The 18344-nt window shown below is 28.7% G+C and carries 17 protein-coding genes and 1 pseudogene; 15 read left to right on the plus strand and 3 right to left on the minus strand.

Annotation, left to right across the window (positions count from 1 at the left end):
- Positions 1 to 62 precede the first annotated feature (62 nt).
- A complete protein-coding gene (locus tag AB3K27_RS07515; protein WP_368490603.1) occupies positions 63 to 713 on the plus strand; it encodes a hypothetical protein in 651 nt (216 codons plus the stop codon).
- Between the two features lie 80 nt (positions 714 to 793).
- On the opposite strand, the gene AB3K27_RS07520 is transcribed toward AB3K27_RS07515, so the two are convergent.
- Positions 794 to 985: an asparagine synthase gene (locus AB3K27_RS07520; protein ID WP_368490604.1), complete on the minus strand. Its 192-nt coding sequence runs from the start codon at positions 983 to 985 to the stop codon at positions 794 to 796.
- Between the two features lie 199 nt (positions 986 to 1184).
- Here AB3K27_RS07520 and AB3K27_RS07525 point away from each other — a divergent pair, with 199 nt between their 5' ends.
- From AB3K27_RS07525 to AB3K27_RS07555, 7 genes are all read left to right on the plus strand, one after another.
- On the plus strand, positions 1185 to 1697 hold the full coding sequence (locus AB3K27_RS07525) for a hypothetical protein (protein ID WP_368490605.1): 513 nt from the start codon (positions 1185 to 1187) through the stop codon (positions 1695 to 1697).
- A complete protein-coding gene (locus AB3K27_RS07530) occupies positions 1694 to 2956 on the plus strand; it encodes an HMA2 domain-containing protein (RefSeq protein ID WP_368490606.1) in 1263 nt (420 codons plus the stop codon). The genes AB3K27_RS07525 and AB3K27_RS07530 overlap by 4 nt, the downstream gene beginning before the upstream one ends.
- 88 nt (positions 2957 to 3044) lie before the next feature.
- Positions 3045 to 3302, plus strand: coding sequence for a hypothetical protein (locus AB3K27_RS07535; RefSeq protein WP_368490607.1), 258 nt, complete (start codon positions 3045 to 3047; stop codon positions 3300 to 3302).
- Between the two features lie 108 nt (positions 3303 to 3410).
- Positions 3411 to 3731, plus strand: coding sequence for a hypothetical protein (locus AB3K27_RS07540; protein ID WP_368490608.1), 321 nt, complete (start codon positions 3411 to 3413; stop codon positions 3729 to 3731).
- A 27-nt stretch (positions 3732 to 3758) separates the two neighbouring features.
- The gene (locus AB3K27_RS07545) at positions 3759 to 5915 is read left to right on the plus strand and encodes an HAD-IC family P-type ATPase (protein WP_368490609.1); all 2157 of its coding nucleotides are present in this window, start codon (positions 3759 to 3761) and stop codon (positions 5913 to 5915) included.
- A gap of 100 nt (positions 5916 to 6015) precedes the next feature.
- Positions 6016 to 7482 (plus strand): PLP-dependent aminotransferase family protein, encoded by a 1467-nt coding sequence (locus AB3K27_RS07550; RefSeq protein ID WP_368490610.1) that lies wholly within the window; start codon positions 6016 to 6018, stop codon positions 7480 to 7482.
- Positions 7483 to 7639: 157 nt separating this feature from the next.
- Entirely contained in the window at positions 7640 to 8263 is a 624-nt protein-coding gene (locus tag AB3K27_RS07555) for a LysE/ArgO family amino acid transporter (RefSeq protein WP_368490611.1), read from the plus strand.
- A 7-nt stretch (positions 8264 to 8270) separates the two neighbouring features.
- On the opposite strand, the gene AB3K27_RS07560 is transcribed toward AB3K27_RS07555, so the two are convergent.
- Positions 8271 to 8747, minus strand: a complete 477-nt coding sequence (locus tag AB3K27_RS07560; protein WP_368490612.1) for a DsrE/DsrF/DrsH-like family protein — start codon at positions 8745 to 8747, stop codon at positions 8271 to 8273.
- A 186-nt stretch (positions 8748 to 8933) separates the two neighbouring features.
- Between AB3K27_RS07560 and amrA the strand changes: the two genes are divergently transcribed.
- The 7 genes and pseudogenes from amrA to AB3K27_RS07595 all read left to right on the plus strand — a co-directional run bounded on the left by amrA (position 8934) and on the right by AB3K27_RS07595 (position 17339).
- On the plus strand, positions 8934 to 10340 hold the full coding sequence (gene amrA, locus AB3K27_RS07565; RefSeq protein ID WP_368490613.1) for an AmmeMemoRadiSam system protein A: 1407 nt from the start codon (positions 8934 to 8936) through the stop codon (positions 10338 to 10340).
- 16 nt (positions 10341 to 10356) lie between these two features.
- A complete protein-coding gene (amrS, locus tag AB3K27_RS07570; protein ID WP_368490614.1) occupies positions 10357 to 11214 on the plus strand; it encodes an AmmeMemoRadiSam system radical SAM enzyme in 858 nt (285 codons plus the stop codon).
- 97 nt (positions 11215 to 11311) lie between these two features.
- Positions 11312 to 12292, plus strand: coding sequence for a D-isomer specific 2-hydroxyacid dehydrogenase family protein (locus AB3K27_RS07575; RefSeq protein WP_368490615.1), 981 nt, complete (start codon positions 11312 to 11314; stop codon positions 12290 to 12292).
- Between the two features lie 195 nt (positions 12293 to 12487).
- Entirely contained in the window at positions 12488 to 12964 is a 477-nt protein-coding gene (locus tag AB3K27_RS07580) for a DUF6323 family protein (protein WP_368490616.1), read from the plus strand.
- Positions 12961 to 14271: a DUF6179 domain-containing protein gene (locus tag AB3K27_RS07585; RefSeq protein WP_368490617.1), complete on the plus strand. Its 1311-nt coding sequence runs from the start codon at positions 12961 to 12963 to the stop codon at positions 14269 to 14271. Before AB3K27_RS07580 ends, AB3K27_RS07585 begins: the two co-directional genes overlap by 4 nt.
- Before the next feature lie 242 nt (positions 14272 to 14513).
- Positions 14514 to 16388 carry a molecular chaperone HtpG gene (gene htpG / locus AB3K27_RS07590; RefSeq protein ID WP_368490618.1) on the plus strand — a complete coding sequence of 625 codons (1875 nt, stop codon included), beginning with the start codon at positions 14514 to 14516 and terminating at the stop codon, positions 16386 to 16388.
- A gap of 283 nt (positions 16389 to 16671) precedes the next feature.
- A pseudogene (locus AB3K27_RS07595) lies at positions 16672 to 17339 on the plus strand (MFS transporter).
- A gap of 14 nt (positions 17340 to 17353) precedes the next feature.
- Here the strand turns inward: AB3K27_RS07595 and AB3K27_RS07600 are convergent.
- Positions 17354 to 18253 (minus strand): DMT family transporter, encoded by a 900-nt coding sequence (locus AB3K27_RS07600; protein ID WP_368490619.1) that lies wholly within the window; start codon positions 18251 to 18253, stop codon positions 17354 to 17356.
- Between the last annotated feature and the right edge of the window lie 91 nt (positions 18254 to 18344).

Genomic DNA, 18344 nt, shown 5'->3' on the forward strand with positions numbered 1-18344 from the left:
AAATTCCACCTGAATCTAAAGAATTATTTGATATAAAATTATTGAAATAAAAGGAGATAATTATGATAGATTCAAGTATTTATTTTGAATATTATGTAAGTGAATTTGAAAAAGTTTATATTTTGTTAATAGAAAAAGAGTTAGACATTTTTTTTTCTAAATGCTTAAAATCAGCTGAAACTTATTCGGTAGTTATAGCTAATAAGCCCTTATTACATAATAAAGAGATGTTCCAGCAATTGGTATTATCTTCTGAAACCATTAAAAATTTTTCAAAAAACATAATATTAAAAATCAATGAGCAATTTAAGAATAATGTGAATGATTTACATATAAATTATGAATGTATAAATTCATTTGATTTCAATAGGTGCAATAATTTTCTTGAAAATACTATTAAGAATTTCACAACTACTCAAATAGTGACAAAAGTCAGTGAAAAAATTATGGATTTTACAATCTCATGTATGTTTGATGTATTATTTTCTGACATAGTGATAAATAACTTATGTGAAAAAATAATTTCCGGCAAAGAAATATTGCACAAAAATAATCTTCAAAATCAAGTAAAGAAACAAGAGGGATTAATTTATAAACAAATAGAAGGATTTTTAATTAATACAAAAGTAAATTTAAGAAACCAGTTAATTAAAGTATTTATTACATCCATAAACAGCATTGAGAATATGGAAGAGTTAGTTTCAATTGCATAATAAATTGTAAAGAGCCTTTTGCAGTAGTCAAAGGCTTCTTTGTGAATAGTATACAAATTATAAGAAAATTAATATTATATCTAATCCATCCTTTTTGTCATATTCTTTTTATGTCTGCTCATCTCTATTCCTCCAAGAACTATATGTGCTAATCCAAAACCAACTGCTCCAGCAGCAACCAACGGTACTATTTCCATAGCTGTTAAAGCAGCTCCAGTAGCTGTAACTGCTGTTCCCAGAAAGGTTGGAATTGCTCCTCTGCGAACTTTCATATTAAATTCCTCCACACTAATTATTTAAAATTTTATATTATATATAATGCCATTCATTATATTAATTTATGCCTAAAATATTTTATAAAATTATGAATTATTACAGATATATGCTGTGGTTAAAATTACCTTGTTCAGGTATAGAAAAAAAAAATCCGAGCATAATAAAATGTATATAATTTAAGGAGGTTGTAATCAAATGGATAATAATGGGACACATTCAATGGAAGGAAAAAATGTAAATGGTAACAGTTCAACAGAAAAAATTGAAGAGCTGCAGAAGAAAATGCAGCAGGAACTTGTCGATTTACAGCAAAGGTATAGTAAAATAAACGAGAAAGTAGAGGAACTGCAAAATGATAAACTGGATATAAAAAATAGTATTAAAGTTATGAACGATAATTTTGGTCATATGAGTAAAAATGTTGAAAATATATTATCTAAGCTTGATAATATTAATACAAAGAATAAAAAATTAAATGATGATCATATTGAAGATGATAGAATTGATATTTCAATGAAAAAAATGATATTTAATCCTCTAAGAAAACTGGCAGTGGGAACTATAGCTTCAATTCTTGCAGTAACAGATAAAGTAACTGAACTAACCTGTGGAGCTAAAGAAGGATTAGAGGATATAGTAGCGGAGGTACAGTATCAACGCAGGAAAAAACACATGGCTAACATGGATGAACCTGAAAGTGTAAAATGATCAATTTAAATTATAACAGGATAAAAATTATATCCTCCTTACCGGGAAGGCTTAGAGCTAATGTATCTGATCTCTTTAGAAATGATAAAATAGCATTTAATATAAAAATTATACTGATCAGATCAAAGGGTATATTTTCTGTTAAACCAAGTAAAGTGACTGGAAATGTTCTTATTAATTATGATACTGCCCATATATCTGAAAATGAAATTATAATTATTTTAGACGGATGTTTGAATATTAAAGATAAATTAGAGATTGCTGGAGATGTAAATAATGGTTCATTATATAAAATAATATTCCATACATTAAATCCTCTATCATTATTCGGAAAAAAACGAGGTAAAGAAATATATGAAAATGAATATATAAGTTCTAAGAAAATAATAAATATTTCATTAATTATGTCAGGTATTACGCTTTTAGTTACTAATAGTATATCTAAAGCTTTTTCAGTGCTTATTTTAGGCTATCCAGGAATTTTATTTTCTATAGCTTTAGTTTCATATTATTATGCATCATCCAAGCTAAAATATAATGGTATATATTTTAAAGATTACCATTATATTTATTCAATGGGCAATATGAATACTTTATTGATAGATAGCAGCTTATTTTTAAATGAGTTTTATAAGCACAATAGCTCATTATCACATTTAGACAGAATGAATTTTGAGAAACTTGTAATATTAAGGCAATTAGAGAATCCTGTTTCTGATAGAATGAAATCAATTATAGAAGATATACGCTTGTTAGGAATTAACAATATATCCATAATTGGAAATTGTAAAAATGTTGTTATAAACTATATTAGTTATTATTTAGGAATAGATATATTAGATTATGAGGTTTTGAAATATAATGCTAACTATGATTTTAATAATAAAACAAAAGGAAAAAAAGCTTTTCTGGTTACAAATGAATTTTTAGAGGAGTTTGAGGAATATTTATACCATGATCTGGTTATATGTGTATATAAGAATTATGCTACTATGATGGATATGTTAAAAGGTAATATTAACTTTGAATGTAATCATATGGATAAGTTACCTTCAATAATAGAACTAAGTTATTTTTGCAGTGAAATAGATGTTCAAACTAAGAATGTTGCTGTAACACTGAATATAATTGGAATGTTACTATCAATTATGGATTATTTAAATCCATTAAAAACTATAATATTTTATAGTTTTAATATTTTGATTTCAATTTTAACTTTAAAATTTAGATTAAAACTTTATAATATCGAAAAAAAATAATAATTTATCATATATAAAGCACAAGTTATACTTATATCATATTTTTATAAATTAATATACTAAAATATTGTTCATAAGGGGTTAGTGTATGAAAGATAATAAGGATAATTCAGCTAATTTAGTATTATTAAATAATAATTTAGATAAAGTAAAAGAAGTATTACAAGATTTGTTGATTTCTAGTTTAGAGGAGATTAAAAATAATCCATCCTCTGAAGAGAAAATATTAACATTGTGGTGTAATTCCATAAAAAGTTTTAATGACTTCTTTTTTCAAGAATTTGAAAGGACAAATAATAAGAAGTTGTATAAACGTATAATGAGGTTAGTAATGTTTAAACATTGATAATTATAAATTTTAAAAGCACTTATTTATAGAGTGGAATGAAATTCAATAGCACTTTAATCAATGAAAGAATAAAATTGTAATAATTGCCCATGGAGGATTTTAATTATGGTAAACAAAAAATTTTTATATGGCTTTGCAGCTGGTTTAGTTAGCTATAGATTTTATCACAACGTAAAAAACAATATAAGACCTATGGCCATGAAAATGATAAGAAATACTCTGGCAATTAGAGAAAATGCAAGAAGTTTTATTGATGAAATAAAAATAGAAGTGCAAAGGCAAAATAATGATATATGTAATACAGTTTCTGAAATAGATAGACAAAAGGATTTTAAATTTTTAGAAGAACAAAGGCATGCATTGGATAAAATGTCTGAGTTAAAAAAACAGTTAGAAAGTATATCTGATAAAGTTGATAATTTTTAGCTTTAAAAAGGAGGCTGTATTTTAAAATTGAAAGAAGTAAATATATTACCTGGGCGTATTAGATTTAAAACTAATAAAATCTATAGAAACAAAGTATTAGCTAAATATACGGATATATATATTGGAAATATATATGGAGTAAAATATAGTAATGTAAGCTGTAATACTGGAAGTATTCTTATAGTATATGATGAAGCAAAGACAAATATGAAATTAATTAAACATAGTATAGAACAAGTTTTATCATCTAAAATAAATTATGATTCTAAAAGTCTGGATTCTTATAATTCATATTATGAGATTAAGCAAAAAACAAATAAAGTTAAGGCTAAACTTGTATGGTCTGGTTTAGTCTATTTGTTATTTAGAATCAAAAATTCTATATTTGGGAAATCTTTCATTGGCAGCAGTATAAGGGCATTAGGGACAGCTTCTGTAATTACTATTGTAGCGGGATATCCTTTTCTTAAAAATGTTTATAAGAAGTTTACAAAACATATTTATTTAAATTCAGAATTCATCTTAAAATTAGCGGCTATGTGTCTTACTGTTTTAAGAGAAAGTACAGAAGGTTTATTATTAATTGCTTTAATTGATTTTAACAATTACATAAAATTATCTGCTGACTTAAAATGTCAGAAATTATTAAAACATAATATGGTTACCCCTCCTAATACCGCATGGATTATCACAAGTACTGGTGATGAGATATTAACTTCAATTCATTCAGTACAGTTAAACGATATTATATATATCCACAAGGGTGAACTAGTTCCAGTGGAAGGAGAAGTTTTAGATGGCAGTAGTTTCATTAGCAATTTTTATCGCACAGGCCAACCCACTGTATTTCCTATAAGTAAAGGAAATACAGTATACCAGGGTACTGTAGTTTTATCTGGTAATTTAAAAGTTCGCATAACAAAAATTCCTCAGGTGTTAAATAAAGATGATATCTCTTTTGAACAATTAAATTTAAATAAGAGAGTAGTTAAATTTCAAGATAGAATTGTAGTTATTGCTGCTTTATTAGGAATTACATGTTATATATTTACAAGAGATATATTGAATGTTTTATCAATAATATTGGTCTTGTGCCCTGAATCATCTGAATTAGCTTTAAATACTGGAATAAAAAATTATATTCATTTATTGAGTAAGTATAATATATACCTTAGAAATCCCAACACCTTTGAGAAAATTATAGATACTAACAGTATAGTTTTCGATAAAACAGGTACATTAACTTATGGAAATATGGAGATTATAGATATACAGTCTTTTGATAAAAACTATACTGATGAAGCTATACTTAAAATATGTTCATCCTGTGAAGCACCTAATTATCATCCTATATCTAACACTTTCAAAAGTCAGTTACAAAAATCACATAATATAGATAAAATGCAGGCAGCTGAGGATTCCTTAGTAGAAAATGTAAAAAATTCCATATTGATACCGTCAAAAGGAGTAAAAGCCGTATACAATAATCATACAGTTCTAATAGGAAATGATGAATTTTTCATGGAAAATAACATAGCTTTAGATGAAGTACTAGATAAATACTTACATTATAAAAATAAGCTATACACGCCTATTCTCATCAGCTTAGATGGCAAACTTACAGGCATAATCATAATGCGGGAAAGTATACGGCATAGTTCTTACGAATTAATTCCTAAGATTAAACTTAAGGGGATAACAAATTTATCTTTATTGACAAGTGATAGTTATGACAGAGGTAAATATGTTTCTGATATATTAGATATAAATAATATCTATGGTGATTGTAATGATGAAGAAAAGCTAAAGATTATAGAAAAGCAGAAAATATATAATACAGTTATGATGGTAGGAGATGGTTTAAATGATGTATCTGCAATGAGGGCTGCAGATGTAAGTGTGAGCTTTGCAGATTCATTCTGTGATCAAATCAAGTTAAATTCAGATTGTATAATATTTGAAGATAATATGGTTAGATTGAATGATTTAATTACGTTGTCTAAAAGTTCTTATAAAATAATAGATATGAATATTAAAATAGCAAATTTATATAATATTACGTTTGGTGCTCTTGCATTAATGGGAGGATTCAGTGTATTTGCTGCGAAATCAATAAATACAATAAATTCCATTTTAGTTTTAATTCTTAATGAAAGAATTAAATGGATTTTTCTCAAAACTTAATTATTAATAGTATTTTAGTGAATTTTAATTACATATATTTAAAAATGTACCTTTATGATATTATGTAGTAAGTGTTTAGACTAAAGAAGGTGCAATATAAGTGATAGATATTAATTGGAAACCGAATAAAAATTCTTCTAGAACTTTGTATAGACAAATTGTAGATTATATAATCAGTGAAATATCCAGTGGAAACTTTGCCATAGGTACTAAAATTCCTTCTCAAAGAAAACTTGCAGAGATATTTGAAGTAAATAGAAGTACTATAGTTGAAGCTTTGGATGAGTTAAAAGGCAGGGGACTTATTGAAGGCAATAAAGGAGGTGGTACTACAATAATAAATAATACATGGTCCTTACTTTCCTCAAAACCAGAATTGAATTGGAAGAATTATATTGAAGGAAGTATTCATAAGCCGAATCTCCGTACCATTCAAATGGTTAATAAGCTGGAATATGAAGAAAATATAATTAGACTTGGAACCGGGGAACCAGGTCCTGATTTATTTCCCAGGCATATGATGAATAAAGTTTTAAATAGATGTTTAAATAGAATTACTTCATTAGGGTATCTTGAGGCAAAAGGGTTGTTGGAATTAAGGCAGGTAATTAGTAAATACATAAAAAAATATGGCATACAGATACCACCTTCTTCCATACTTATTGTTTCTGGAGCACTTCAAGCATTACAGCTTATATCACTAGCTCTTTTACCTCCAGGATCTAAAATATTGGTAGAAGATCCCTCCTATTTAAAGTCTTTGCATATATTTCAGTCTCTTGGAATGAATCTGACTGGTTTGAAAATGGATGGTGAAGGAATTATTCCTGAGGAAATACAAAAAAATGTAGGAAAGAATGCTGCTAAAATGTTATACACCATTCCTACATTTAATAATCCGACAGGAATTGTAATGAGTGAAAAAAGACGTATGAAAATTTTAAAATGCTGCGGAGATTTAAGAATTCCCATTGTAGAAGATGATGTCTATAGAGAATTGTGGATAGAAAAATCTCCTCCCATGCCTCTTAAAAGTAGAGATAAAAATGGTAATGTATTGTATCTTGGGAGTATTTCAAAATGTCTTGCTCCCGGTTTTAGAATTGGATGGGTTGCAGGTCCTGAAAGTGTAATAGAAAGACTAGCGGATATAAAAATGCAAACTGATTATGGTTCTAGCTCTATATCTCAGATGATGTTAACGGAGTGGATAAGCAGTGGATTATATGAGGAACATCTTAAAGAATTCAGGAGAAAACTTAAATTTCGTAGGGATAAAACTATAGAAATTCTAAAGGATAACTTTAAAGACATAGCCTCCTGGAATATTCCTCAAGGCGGATTTTACATATGGCTTAAATTAAACTCCAATATATCTATAAATAAATTATTCCAAGAATCAATAAAAGAAAAAATTCTTATTAATCCCGGAAGCATGTATAGTTTTTCTAATAATCAAAATTTAAGAATATCTTATTCCTATGCTTCAATTGACCAAATGGAAATGGGACTTAAAAAACTATCCCATATAATTAGAAAATTAGAAAAAGAACAAAATAGTTGTTAAATCAAGTGATTTTAAGATTTAACAACTATTTTTGTGTGTTTGGTTGGCATAAGTTTTATTTTCTTGGATGGAGATAACAGATGGCATTACTATTATAATTTGTAATAGGTCTCTGTTAAGACACTAAAAAAATCAATTCAACAAGGGGAAGATAACTATGATGAAATATTTAATACAAGGATTTATACTTGGCATTAGCTATGTGGCACCTATAGGAATGCAAAATTTATATGTGATAAATACAGCTGTAGCTATGAGCAGAAGGAGAGCTTATGAAACAGCATTTATTACTATATTTTTTGACATAACCTTATCTGTTGCAAGTTTTTTTGGAATAGGTATACTTATAGATAATTTTTATTTTTTAAAGCTATTGATTTTTCTTTTGGGAACCATTGTTATTATCTATATAGGAATATCACTTATTAAGTCCAAGCCTCAACTGTCAAAGGATAACATAAATATAGACATGTCCTTATGTAAATTGGCAGCAGCCTGTTTTACAGTAACCTGGCTTAACCCTCAGGCTATAATAGATGGCTCACTGCTGCTGGGGGGCTTTAGGGCATCCATGCCTTTATATGCCTGTAAATTTTTTATTGCCGGAGTATGCATGGCATCCTTTATATGGTTTATTTTTCTTGCTACAGTTTTTTCAATTTTAAAAAATAATCTCAATGAAAATATATTTGGAAAAATAAATATAATTTGCGGCAGTGTGGTTATTTTTTATGGAGTAAAATTGGGACACAATTTTTTAAAACTTATACTTCATTCATAGATTATATTTAGATAAACAGCTGCATATTTGAATTAACGGCATCTTTTAAGTAATCTTTTGCTTCGATTATTTCAACTTCAGGAAGAAGTTCCTCCTTTTTAAATCCCATAATTTCTACTGAAAGCTTACAACCATAAAATTTTACTCCTTTTTTTAGGGCTCCTTTTAAAAAAGCTGTGATGCTTGGAGTATCCTCTTCTTTCATCATGGCCTTAAGCATTTCCTTCCCTATGCCGCTAAAATTCATTTTAGATAATGGCAGCTCTTCAATGCCATTTGGCGTCATCATGGAAAACATTTTTTCATAAACAGTTTTATTTTCACAAGGAGGGGCTTTAGGATCACGTACAAGGAGAAGCCCCCAAAAACCAAAAAATATTGATACGTCTATGTCTATTTCTCTGGCGGCATTAGCTATAATCAGTCCAGCAAGAGCTTTGTCATAATCTCCACTAAATATAAGTAGATTCAATTTTTTGTTCAAATGAAACACCCCTTAATTTTATAAAATATAGTAGTTTACACATCATATAAAATTAGTTTGAGTCTTATGAAAAATTTTATTCAAGAATTAATTTATGTAACTGTCTTATTGGTTATATATTGCATAATATTTGATTTTCTAATATTATTATAGAAAAGTGTAAATATTATTTATGGAGGTGATTCTTTGAGTTTAAAAGGATTTTATTTACTGCCTCATCCTCCCATTGTAATTCCAGAGATAGGAAAAGGGCAGGAAAAAAAGATTAGTAATACCGGTGATAGCTTTCATATAATAGGAAAAGAGATTGCCAAAAAAGCTCCAGATACCATTATACTTGTGACTCCCCATGGTGTCATGTTTAAAGATGCTATTGCCTTAAGTTATGAAGATGAAATATCAGGGGATTTAAAGAATTTTGGAGCCTGGGATATTTCTAGGAAATTGCATGTTAACAAGTCTCTTACCAGTAAAATATATGAACTTGCATATAAAGATCATATACCTGTTGTAATGGCCACCAATTCTCTTTTAAATAAATATAATACTTCTATTTATTTAGATCATGGAGCTATGGTTCCTCTGTATTTTATTGATAAATACTATAAGGACTATAAACTTGTACACATAACTTATGCACCTTTAGGTGATATTAATCTATATAAGTTTGGCATGTATATAGATAAAGCAGTGGAAGAGTCAGGAGAAGAAGTTGTATTTATAGCAAGTGGAGACTTATCCCATAAATTAAAAGAAGAAGGACCTTATGGGTACAGTCCTTTTGGGGAAAAGTTCGATAGGGAGTTTCTTGAAAATTTAAAAAATGGAGATGTTAAGGACATTTTTAATATGGATAGGGAGAATATAGTTAATGCAGCAGAGTGTGGGAGAAATTCTGTTTTAACCTTACTGGGAGCTTTAGATAAGAGTAAATTTAATGGGGAACTTTTAAGTTATGAGGGAACTTTTGGAGTAGGTTATGGAGTAATGAGGTTTAATGTATTATCAGAGGATACCTCAAAATTAAAGCAATTAGAATTACTTCAAAGTCATGCCTTGGAAAAGAGAAAAGAGGAAAGCAATCCCTATGTAAGACTTGCAAGAGAAAGTGTTGAGTTTTATTTAAATAGGGGAAGAGTGCCTAAAAAAATTCCAGATTATATAACAGATGAAATGAAACATACCAAAAGGGGAGTATTTGTATCTTTAAAAAAATATGGAGATTTAAGAGGATGTATAGGTACCATATTTCCTGCCACAAATAATGTAGCGGAAGAAATCATACGCAATGCTGTTGAAGCTGCTTTTAATGATCCAAGATTTTATAAAGTGGAAAAGGAGGAGCTTTTGGATATTGTCTTTTCAGTAGATGTTTTAACAGAACCTGAACCCTCTTGCAAAGAAGAATTGGATCCGGAGCAATATGGTGTCATTGTGAGAAAAGAAAGAAAAACAGGACTTTTACTTCCCAATTTAGAAAGTGTAGATACAGTGGAAAAGCAACTCTTAATTGCCCTGGAAAAGGCAGGTATAAAACCTGAGGAGGAATATACAATAGAAAGATTTAAAGTAGTTCGATATAAAGAACATTGAAAAGAAGGTAGATATTATGAAAATGGAAGCTTTATTTTATGAAAAACTTAAAGACAAAGTTCATTGTTTTTTATGTCCTCATAATTGTGTAATTAAAGAAGGGGATTTTGGAAAGTGTAATGTGAGAGTCCATGAAAGAGGAAAACTTTTTACTATAAATTATGGGGAAATCACCTCTGGGGCACTGGATCCTATAGAGAAAAAGCCTCTTCGTTACTTTAAACCACACAGCTATATTTTTTCAGTAGGGAGTTTTGGATGTAATTTTACCTGTGATTTTTGTCAAAATTATACTATATCCCAGTTTAGAGCTAAAAGTAAATTTGTGTCCGAAAAGAATTTAATAAATACTGCAGTGGAATTGAAAAATAATATAGGAGTGGCCTTTACTTATAATGAGCCTACAATATGGTATGAATATGTGTATAATTGTGCTAAACTTTTAAAAGAAAAAAAGTCTGATTCGGCAGTAGTACTTGTTACTAATGGATATATAAATGAAGAACCTCTTGTTCAGCTTATTCCCTATGTAGATGCCATGAATATTGATTTGAAAAGTTTTAATGAAGGGTATTATAAAAATCTCTGCGGGGGAAGTTTAAAGCCGGTACTAAAAACTATTGAAAAAGCTGCAGGAGTTTGTCATGTGGAAATTACTACCTTGCTGGTGAGCGGGAAAAATGATGATTTAAAGGAAGTGGAAAATATTTCGAAATTCTTAAGTTCCATAGATAATAATATACCTCTTCATCTCTCCAGATATTTTCCAAGATATAAACTTAAAAATTCTCCTACGGATATAAACTTTATAAAAAAGGCAGAAGCTGTGGCCAGGAAATATCTTAATAGAGTAATTTTAGGAAATGTATATTAAAAATTGTGTATTATGAATTGTGAACTGTGAATTGTCAATATGGTATAATGTTCTCTGTATAACCATTTAATATATGAATCAAGGAAGGTGAAAATTAATGAAGATACTAGCTTATAGTTATAGAGCTGATGAAACCATGTATTTTCAGGAGTTCAGTAAAAAGTATAAAGTTGAAGTGGTATTATGTAATGATGCTCCTAATATGAAAAATGCAGAACTGGCTAGGGGGTTTCAATGTGTGAGCATAGTTACTACTCCCATTTCAGGAGAACTGGTAGAAAAATTTCATGAAATGGGAGTAAAATTTATATCCACAAGAACTATTGGATATGATCATATAGATATTGAAAAGGCCAGACAATTAGATATGCATGTAGGAAATGTAACTTATTCTCCAAGCAGTGTAGCAGATCATACTGTTATGGTAATTTTAATGACAATACGGAAGATGAAAGCTATTATGGAATGTGCCAGTGTACAGGATTATTCCTTAAAAGGTGTACAGGGGAGAGAACTTCATAATTTAACTGTGGGTGTTATTGGTACGGGGAAAATTGGACAAAGGGTAATTAGAAATTTAAGTGGATTTGGTTGTAAAATAATAGCCCATAGTTCTCATGAAAATGAAGATGTAAAAAAATATGCTACCTATGTTTCATTGGAAGAACTCTTAAAAAATAGCAATATCATTACATTACATATTCCCGCTAGGAAAAATAATTATCACATCATTGATAAAAATTCTATAGATATGATGAAAGATGGAGTATTTATTATTAATACAGCCCGGGGCTCTCTTATTAATACCGATGATTTGATAGAAGGTATTGAACAGAAAAAAATTGCAGGAGCGGCTTTAGATGTTATTGAACATGAATCCAATCTGTACTACAATAATTTGAAATGTGAAATACTGGATAATAGACAATTGGCAATTTTAAAATCCTATCCTAATGTAATTATTACACCTCATACGGCCTTTTATACAGATCAGTCTGTGAGTGATATGATAGAAAACTCTATTTTAAGTTGTATCTTATTTATTGAAGGAAAAGAAAATCCCTGGCAAGTTGTATAAGGAGGGCGCAACCTCCTTTAATTTTAATATTTATAAAATAAAAAATAGCAAAATCAACTGCTATTATATTGAATTTCTATTCAAATATGTTATAATACAATATATACAAAACACACAATTATACCATATGACTACTATACCATATTACAAATCATATGTCAAGTATTTTGTTTAATTTTTTAAGGGGTGATAATTATGAACCTGCTTGAAATGTTTAATTCTCTCAATAACATTGAAAAATCAAAGGATATAACTGAACTTTTAAAATTAAATAAACATCTAAAAAAACAAAATCTTTTTCTCAAAGAATGGGATGTAAAAGATATTATAGAAACAAGAAATATTACTTTAAAAGCTCAGGGCAGACTGGAACTTAATATGAATATTTTAAAAGATATTATAAGAGAGCTCGCATATTCTCCTTATGTAAATCAGCATAATTTAGTTGAAAATATTAATGATATCTATGAAATATTCCATTATATAAAAAATCACACATCAGACTTTCTTGAAGATGAAGAAATATTTAAAGCTATAATGTTCCTTTTTAATAAAGTTTATAATGGTTCCACAGAACTTATGAAAGGAAAGGGTATCGAAAGAATTGTAAATAATTTTAGAAGTGGTAGAGAACTTACTGATATGGAAGATGAGGAGGGAGATGAGTATTGAAGACTTTGCCCAAAAGTATGGAAGCAGGTGTTCTTTTAATTTTTAAAGAATTAGTTATAAGGTATACAAAAGGAGAAAGCAGTTCTATAAAGGAGGACAATGCCATTAATATTCTCAATTCCATATACTATTCCATAAATGCCTATATACAAAATTATGGAGGACAAAATAGATGTTATACTTTAATCTATGAAATAGATGTTAAATTTATATATAAAGAAGGTGTTGAACTTGTTAAAAAACATACTGAAGAGTGTAGGGAGTTCTATAAAAATATAAAAGAAAATAAACTTAATATTCCTCTAGAGATTTATAATGATACAATAGATAACTTAGGCGATTTTTTCAATAATTATGATGAGATTTTTGCAGCTTATGATATACCCTGCAGCGTCGATTATCCACTTATGTTTGATAATATGAATTTAACAGGTATTTTTTATATAAAGCAGTATCTTGAAAAATTAAAAATAGAAACTGATTTTTGTAATTTTTTCAAACAATCTTCCATTAGAAAAGTACTCAGGGATTATGGCAAAAAATATAAAATAAATATTATAAAATCTCCAATTAATGTATTTCAGGTGCTCTTAGATCAATCTATTTTTGTGATTTTATGTGGAAACAATGAAATTACTCTTGAAATTTCACCACATGACAGGGAAGTAATGAAAAGAAGTTTACTTGAAAAAAATAGAGAGGAATTAAAAAGTATCTTAAAGGAAATCTTTAAAGGGGTAATCGTTAAATTTAATATTAGAGATAAAAAGCTTATAGAGTATATAAAAAGATATAAAAGTTCATTTATAGTACGATTTTTAAATGCTTACGATAATGGAAATCTGTCAAATATGATTATTATAGAAAAGGAAGAATCTAAAGAAGATAAAATTATCTTTAAAAAAGGCAGCAAAATGAGTAATTATAAGTTCGCTTCTATTGTAGAGGAGGTAATGGAATGTAGATATATTGAGGATAAAATTAATATTATATCTTCGAATTTAAAGTCATTTGAAGACTATATAGATCTTTTGGATTCCGAGTGCCTATTTGGCAGTGAATATATAGAAGTATTCAAGACACTAGGAGATATGCCTCTGGCTGTACTTGGTAGAACAGTATTTTATGATGATTTAAACTACAATTCTCTGAATTTATCCTGTGAGAAATTAACTAAATATAAGGATAATATGGAATCAGAATGGCAGAATTATTTCATTGAATTTTTATTGAGTTTACCAGAGAAAAGGATAAAAAATGTGGAAAATTTAATAGTTAAAATAGATTTAGAGGAAAATTTAATTTAAAAATGTATTGACAAAGGAAAAATAATTGCTAAAATAAAATTAGCACTCAAGTATTATAAGTGCTAACAAAAATGTACTTAAATACCTTTAAAATAAGGTTATATCAAAATTACAAAATGTATCTATGTAATAATATAGTAATGATGAAAAATACAGTATTAATTACATAGATTTTATGTGATCTATATATTATTAAAGTTTTAAGCCATATATTTTACATATTAAAGAAAGGAAATGATAAAATGACTACAAAACAGTTTAAAGCAGAATCAAAGAGGCTGCTTGACTTGGTTATTAACTCTATTTATACCAATAAAGAGATATTTTTAAGAGAACTTATATCCAATGCCAGTGATGCAATTGATAAAAGTTATTACCGTTCGCTTGTTGATGAAAATGTTACTTTTAACAGAGATGATTTTTATATTAGAATTACTGCAGATAAAGAAAACAGAACACTTACAATTTTTGATACAGGAATAGGTATGACAGAAGAAGAACTTGAAAATAATCTGGGTACTATTGCAAAAAGTGGTTCTTTTGCCTTTAAAAATGAAAATGAATTGAAAGAAGGAGTGGATATTATAGGTCAATTTGGAGTTGGCTTTTATTCTGCTTTTATGGTATCTGATTTAGTTACGGTAAAAAGTCGTGCCATTAATTCAGATAAGGCATATAAATGGGAATCAAAAGGGGTAGAAGGTTACACTATTGAAAGCTGTGAAAAAGAAGATGTGGGAACTGAAGTCATATTAAAAATTAAACAAGACACAGAAGATGAAAAGTACAGTGAATTTTTAGATGAATATAAAATAAAATCTTTAATAAAGAAATACTCTGATTTTATAAAATATCCTATTAAAATGATGGTAAAGAAAAGTAAATTGAAAGAAGGCAGCGACAAGGATTATGAAGACTATTTTGAAGATGAAACTTTAAACAGCATGGTGCCTATCTGGAGAAAAAATAAAAATGAATTAAAACCTGAGGATTATGAGCAGTTTTACATGGATAAACATTTTGGCTATGAAAAACCTCTTAAAACAATTCATGCCAGTGTAGAAGGGGTAACAAGTTATAATACCTTGCTTTTTATTCCTGCAAGAGCACCTTATGATTTTTATACAAAGGAATTTCAAAAGGGATTGGAACTTTATTCAAATGGTGTACTGATAATGGAAAAGTGTGCTGATTTATTACCAGATTATTTTAGTTTTGTGCAAGGGCTGGTTGATTCTGCCGATCTTTCCCTTAATATTTCAAGAGAACTTCTGCAGCATGACAGACAGCTTAAATTTATTGCTAAAAAAATAAAAGAAAAGATTAAAAGTGAACTTTTACTTATGCTGAAAAATGATAGGGAAAAGTATAATGAGTTTTATAAAAACTTTGGAAGACAGCTTAAATATGGTGTTTATTCTGATTTTGGAATGAATAAAGATGTACTTAAGGATTTATTAATGTTCTACTCTTCCACAGAGAAAAAACTTGTAAGTCTTGATGAATATATATCCCGTATGAAAAATGAGCAGAAATTTATATATTATGCATCGGGAGAAAGTATAGAAAAAATTGATAAATTGCCTCAAACTGAACTGGTTAAAGATAAGGGCTTTGAAATATTATATTTTACTGATGATGTAGATGAATTTGCTATTAAAATGCTTGTAAAATATGATGAAAAAGAATTTAAATCTGTTTCCAGTAAGGATTTAGGTTTTGAATCCGATGAAAAAGAAAGTGATAAAGAAACAGAAGAAAATAAGGAACTATTTGATTTTATGAAAGAAGCTTTAAAGGATAAAGTAAAAGAAGTAAAGGCATCCAAACGTTTGAAGACCCATCCTGTTTGTCTTGCAAGCAGTGGAGAACTTTCTATTGAAATGGAGAAAGTGCTTAATATGACGCCGGAAAATCAAAATATTAAAGCGGATAAAATTTTGGAGATAAATACAAATCATGAAATGTTTAATGCTGTTAAACAGGCTTTTACAGAGGACAAAGATAAATTAAAAATGCTTTCCAATGTTTTGTATAATCAGGCATTGTTAATTGAGGGGCTTTCTGTAGATGATCCTGTACAGTTTGCAAATGATGTGTGTTCTTTAATTAAATAAAAAGATTTAAATAACATAAAAAGAGAGAATCTTGAAATACAGATTCTCTTTTTGCACGTAATTTGATTTATAGTCATTATTGTATTTCTTAATTTTTTATGCTACTATAGATGTTATTAATCAATAGCTGAATAAGTTTATACAAATTTTGAAGTATTTACATATGTATTTAATTCCTATAAACTCAGCAAGTATATCATAAAGCATCTTTAAAAAATTATCAGTTATTTTTAGATATCTTATAGGTAGCTCTGGAGCTTGTAGGTAAAGGAGAGAGCTAATAATGAATCGGTTTTATGGCAATATTTTGACTTTTGGGCATTTTACTGCAGATTTTTATCAGGGTGCATTACCTGCACTGCTTCCTTTTTTGGTTTCGGACAAACACTTTAGTTATGTGGCTGCTGCTTTTTTAATTTTTTCAGCTAATATAAGTTCCTCTATAATACAGCCTTTATTTGGAATATGTTCAGATAGAATTTCTGTACCATGGACATTGCCTTTTGGAGTATTATTGGCAGGAATCAGTTTTGGCATGTCGGGAATTGTGGATAATTACTGGATTATGGCTGTCTTTATAGCACTAAGTGGTGTTGGAATAGCTTCTTTTTTATAAATGTCAGCAATGTTTTTATAGCAACTGTGCTGTTAATTCCAATAGGTCTTTCTCTTTATGCACCCTATAGTCCCATGGTAGTATTAGGGCAAAAGTATTTGCCAAACCATATGGGGCTGGCCTCAGGAGTTACCCTAGGATTGGCAGTTACCATGGGAGGAGTAATTTCACCTGTACTTGGGTGGATATCAGATAATTATGGAATTCATGCAGCAGTATCTAGCCTGACTATATTACCAATTATTGCAGTATTTTTAACACTTACTCTTACTATACCTAAGGTGGATTTAAATAGAGACAATGTAAATGAGGCAAAATTCAATATGACCAGGTAAAATATTTTAGAAGATTAGATATCTGCTTTGGCATTATTAAAATTAGAAGTTTGGGATAAAAGCATTCCTGACAGCATTAGAAAACAGCCTAAATATTCCTTTAATTGTAAATGCTCATTTAAAAGTATCATACCTCCAAGGGTTGCGAAAACAGATTCCATGCTGAGTATTATTGCTGCATGGGAAGGTCTGGCATGTTTTTGTCCTATTATTTGTAAGGTATAAGCTATTCCTACGGAAAATATTCCACCATAAAGTATAGGTATAAGAGCTTCATATACACTGGAAATAGTTGTTTTTTCAAAAATAAGTGATACTATCATGCTAAGTATAGAGCAGGTTAGGGTTTGTACAAAAGATAATCTTAATGCATCTACCTTTTTTATAAAGTAATCTATAGCTAATATATGTAATGCCCAGAAAAATGCACCTATAATTTCCAATAAATCCCCTTGACTTATGGAAAAATTTTCATTGATGGTTAAAAAGTATAAACCAATGGCAGTTATAATTACACTGACCCAGATAGTTAAGGGTATATTTCTTTTAAAAAAAATGCTTATAATAGGTACAAATACCATATATAATCCTGTTATAAATGCAGCTTTTCCGGCAGAAGTGTAATTTAGTCCTATCTGTTGAAGAGAAGCTCCAAAAAAAAGTACACATCCAGTTATGATTCCTGCAATTATGAAGTTATATTGTTTATGGTAATTATTTGTATTTTGTTTCGGAGTTTTATTAAAATATAATAACAGAGGAATTAAAGAAATGCCTCCCAGTGCAAATCTAATTCCATTGAAAGCAAAAGGTCCTATGTATTCTGCACCAACCTTTTGAGCTACGAAGGCTAGTCCCCATATGGCTGCTGTTATTAAAAGAAGTATGTTGGATTTTAATTCTTGTTTTTTCATTCAATAATTCACCTACCTGATTTAAAGTATTTTATATTTAAGCAACATTATAATGATATCACAATAGTTTCTTTAATTACAATGTATTTAT

This window comes from Clostridium sp. BJN0013 (genome assembly GCF_040939125.1).
Classification (GTDB): Bacteria; Bacillota; Clostridia; order Clostridiales; family Clostridiaceae; genus Clostridium_B.

Bases quoted from the DNA above. Each gene is read 5' to 3' on its own strand.
- AB3K27_RS07600 (WP_368490619.1), bottom strand. From the start codon at position 18,253: ATGAAAAAACAAGAATTAAAATCCAACATACTTCTTTTAATAACAGCA.
- AB3K27_RS07555 (WP_368490611.1), top strand. From the start codon at position 7,640: ATGATGAAATATTTAATACAAGGATTTATACTTGGCATTAGCTATGTG.
- AB3K27_RS07530 (WP_368490606.1), top strand. From the start codon at position 1,694: ATGATCAATTTAAATTATAACAGGATAAAAATTATATCCTCCTTACCG.
- AB3K27_RS07520 (WP_368490604.1), bottom strand. From the start codon at position 985: ATGAAAGTTCGCAGAGGAGCAATTCCAACCTTTCTGGGAACAGCAGTT.
- AB3K27_RS07535 (WP_368490607.1), top strand. From the start codon at position 3,045: ATGAAAGATAATAAGGATAATTCAGCTAATTTAGTATTATTAAATAAT.
- htpG (WP_368490618.1), top strand. From the start codon at position 14,514: ATGACTACAAAACAGTTTAAAGCAGAATCAAAGAGGCTGCTTGACTTG.
- AB3K27_RS07540 (WP_368490608.1), top strand. From the start codon at position 3,411: ATGGTAAACAAAAAATTTTTATATGGCTTTGCAGCTGGTTTAGTTAGC.
- AB3K27_RS07575 (WP_368490615.1), top strand. From the start codon at position 11,312: ATGAAGATACTAGCTTATAGTTATAGAGCTGATGAAACCATGTATTTT.
- amrS (WP_368490614.1), top strand. From the start codon at position 10,357: ATGAAAATGGAAGCTTTATTTTATGAAAAACTTAAAGACAAAGTTCAT.
- AB3K27_RS07515 (WP_368490603.1), top strand. From the start codon at position 63: ATGATAGATTCAAGTATTTATTTTGAATATTATGTAAGTGAATTTGAA.
- AB3K27_RS07580 (WP_368490616.1), top strand. From the start codon at position 12,488: ATGAACCTGCTTGAAATGTTTAATTCTCTCAATAACATTGAAAAATCA.
- AB3K27_RS07525 (WP_368490605.1), top strand. From the start codon at position 1,185: ATGGATAATAATGGGACACATTCAATGGAAGGAAAAAATGTAAATGGT.